Source organism: Kiritimatiellia bacterium (assembly GCA_018001225.1).
Taxonomy (GTDB): domain Bacteria; phylum Verrucomicrobiota; class Kiritimatiellia; order CAIQIC01; family JAGNIJ01; genus JAGNIJ01.
In genome coordinates this window covers 1-3,041 of record JAGNIJ010000079.1, presented here as the reverse complement: position 1 = coordinate 3,041, position 3,041 = coordinate 1, and the positions used below count along the sequence as shown (strand labels likewise).

Below are 3,041 nucleotides of genomic sequence, written 5' to 3'. Positions count from 1 at the left end.
GCGCCATCCAGCCCCCGCCGCCCAGCGGCCCGACCGATCGGACATACAACTCGACGGTCCGGTCCGACAGCCGCCGCAGTTGCATCTCCTCGATCATACGGCGGCGGGGGTCTGCCTCGCCCTGCCGCGCCTGCCGTCCACTGCCTGCCGTCGCCGAACCGCCAGATGCCGTCTCGCTCATGATGCCTCCGATGCCTCGGACCGGCCGCCCCGCACAACGCCGGGCTTGAACGCCGGTCCGGTTGAGGCGTAGGATGCGGCCCAGACACACGGAATGCGACGAGCGAGAGCATTCGGCAGACTGCCGCGAAGCGGCTTCGTTCAACCAGGGGCTCCTGCGGACTGGCGACCCGCGGACGGCTCGCAAATTCGCTGACCCTCGGCGTTCGACAGAAGCGGATGAGACTACTTTGTCCAGTTGACCACGCGCAGATCGGGCACGCGTTGGAATTCACGTTCATTGTTCGTCACGAGCGTGAGCCCTGCCGAAAGGGCATGGGCGGCCATCAACATATCGAGAGATCCAATCCCTATACCCTTGGCATCCAAGTGCGCGCGAATTCGACCGTACACCGGCGCCACTGTGTCGTTGTAGGGAAGGACCGTGATCGGGGCCATGAACTCCGCCAGAGCCAAGCGGTTTCTCTCCGGTGCAGCGCTCTTGGCCACACCATGCTCCAACTCGCTCAACGTGATGACGGACACGCACACATCCTCGGGCCTCGTTCGCTCCAGGTTCCTGAGTATGGTGGCCGTTCTTCGGCGGATAAGATCAATGCACACGCTGGTGTCCAACATGAACCGCATCAGATGGCCTCCCGCTCGTCATGGGCGGGTTGCGCACGGTCGGACATGAAGTCCGCCGAGAACTTCTTGAGGCTGTTCACCAAGGGCGACCAAGGATTGCGCTTGGGGAAGAGGATCACGACATCCTCAAACTTGCGCACGTACACTTCTCTTCCCCTGAATCGGCATTCCTTGGGCAGCCTGACAGCTTGGCTTCCGCCATTTGTGAATAACGAAGCAGTCTTCATCGTGTCCTCCATATAGTATCTACCATGATATATACTTCAGTAGTCTGGAGCAGTCAACAGAGAAGGATGTCGAACCAGCGCCTGCAGAGTGCCTTCTCCGGTGCAAGGGGAAAGTGAAAGAAAGTGATTAGGGCAGACGGGTGCGACTCCGCGGGGGTTGCGGTTTTGTGCATCCGACCGGATGGATCGGGAGGCGTTACCGGTGGGGAAGCGGGGCGGCGGATGTGCGTGACGGGCGTTCGACCCCTCCCTCCGCATGCTCATCTACAAAGCCGTGGCCGACGTCAGGTCGGTCCGACAAAGTGCCTCTGGCGGTAGTCCCGATGCGCTTGCGCGCTCGGGATAAAGGCGGGCCGGACGCGTGACATTCTGCAAGAAAGCCATTTCCGGGATCCGTTTGGAGCCGGAATGACACCGTACTGCAAGCCATCGCGCCGGCCGCCCCATCGTTTCCTTACCGGTTACGCAACCGATCGAACTGCGGTGATTGATTCAAGCGCAAGATGTCCGCCGTCATCAGCCTGTCCATGCTCGACCAGCTCTACGAAAAGGTCCGCAAGGACTTCGGCGTTCTCGGCGACAAGATCATCGGCGCGGGCGGCGGCGGGCTCCTGATGCTGTACTGTCCGACCAAGGGTCGGCAGCTCGACGTGTTCATGCTGAAGCACGACATGCTTCGGGGGAGCTACTTCCCGACCCTGCAGGGCTCCAGGGTGGTCAGTGACATGACCTCGTTCGACGACTTCGATCACGCGTGACGCGCGGTCAGGGCAGCGCTTCCTCCAGCGCCTCGGCCGGCATCTCGTAGTTGTGCACCGGGATCAGCGAGCGGAACGACGAAACATAATTCTCCAGCTCGTGCGTCAAGTGGACGCCGGGCGTGATGTGGTTGTTCTTCAAAACGATCATCGCCGCGGCGATCCCGGAAGCCACGAGAATGCTGGTCGAGTTGGTGTCCAGCGGGGTGGCCGACGTGTTGTCGAGGTGGCAGTAGGCCCCCCGCCAGTGTCCGTCGAAACGGCACGACACGCCGACGAAGTCCCCGCCGCGCAGAGGGGTGTCCTTCGCCTGCCGCAGAAGGTTGACCTTCAGGTTGCCGCTGGCCTTGCGCATGAGCGTCATGTTCTCCGGATGGAACCCGTAGACGAACTTGCACGCGGTGTCGTGCCTCCATCCCATGTAGACGCATTCCTCGTGGCCGATCAACAGCGCGTCGCCCTCGGACGGCACACGGAGCTGGTCCAGGGGCACGCCGCACGTCCGGTAATCCTGCGCTTCCCACTCCAGCGGCGTCGAGCGGAGCAGGATTTTGTCCTTCTTCACGACCTCGAAAGCCGGGTCGTCGTCGATCTCCTGCGCAGACTCGCAGGGGCACCAGGTGATACAGGGTTCGTTGAAGGAACCGTGGTGGGGGGTCGTGTCGTCATATTCCCAGTAGATGATCGCCGTCGGCCGCTCCTGGTTCGCTTGGATGATTTCCTCCGCGAGGGCGTTGATGGCTCCGGGGTTCATGCCCGCTGCGACAATGTGCGGCCTGCCGCTCAGCGAGGGACGCCGGGTGAGGAAGCCCCGTGCCGCGGCCGGCACGCTCTTGCCGAACGCCGCGATCGTGGCGTTCACGAGGGACACGCCATGCCGGTCGCAGAGGGCGAGGACCTCCGGCTTGTCGAGCGAGGGCGCCAGATCAATCACGGCGTCGAACGAATCCGCCGTCAACCGGGCGTCCAGTTTCTCGAAGGTGTACGCTTCCTCGACCCACTCGAGGAGGGTTCCCTTCAACCGCTTCTCGTGCGTCGCGTAATGCGCGGGTTTCTCGGGATCCACCACACACGCAGTCCAGCCGATTTTCTTCAGTAGGTACAGGAGTGCGATACCCACCGTTCCGCCGCCGCCGAGCACGAGCCACTTCATGACAGACCCTCCGGAGGTTTGGTCAATCCTCTTCCCGATTCCGAATGCGGGAACACATTTTTTGAACATCACGCGCATCGAGCGCGCAAAACCAGG

The 3,041-nt window shown here is 62.3% G+C and carries 4 protein-coding genes; 1 reads left to right on the top strand and 3 read right to left on the bottom strand.

The window, feature by feature from the left end; genetic code table 11:
• Positions 1-405 precede the first annotated feature (405 nt).
• Together KA248_15800 and KA248_15795 are read right to left on the bottom strand one after the other, a co-directional pair.
• A complete protein-coding gene (locus KA248_15800) occupies positions 406-807 on the bottom strand; it encodes a type II toxin-antitoxin system VapC family toxin (protein ID MBP7831371.1) in 402 nt (133 codons plus the stop codon).
• Positions 807-1,034 (bottom strand): AbrB/MazE/SpoVT family DNA-binding domain-containing protein, encoded by a 228-nt coding sequence (locus tag KA248_15795; protein ID MBP7831370.1) that lies wholly within the window; start codon positions 1,032-1,034, stop codon positions 807-809. The genes KA248_15800 and KA248_15795 overlap by 1 nt, the downstream gene beginning before the upstream one ends.
• Before the next feature lie 503 nt (positions 1,035-1,537).
• Here KA248_15795 and KA248_15790 point away from each other — a divergent pair.
• Positions 1,538-1,792: a hypothetical protein gene (locus KA248_15790; protein MBP7831369.1), complete on the top strand. Its 255-nt coding sequence runs from the start codon at positions 1,538-1,540 to the stop codon at positions 1,790-1,792.
• Positions 1,793-1,799: 7 nt separating this feature from the next.
• Here the strand turns inward: KA248_15790 and KA248_15785 are convergent, their stop codons facing one another.
• A complete protein-coding gene (locus KA248_15785; protein ID MBP7831368.1) occupies positions 1,800-2,945 on the bottom strand; it encodes a saccharopine dehydrogenase NADP-binding domain-containing protein in 1,146 nt (381 codons plus the stop codon).
• Between the last annotated feature and the right edge of the window lie 96 nt (positions 2,946-3,041).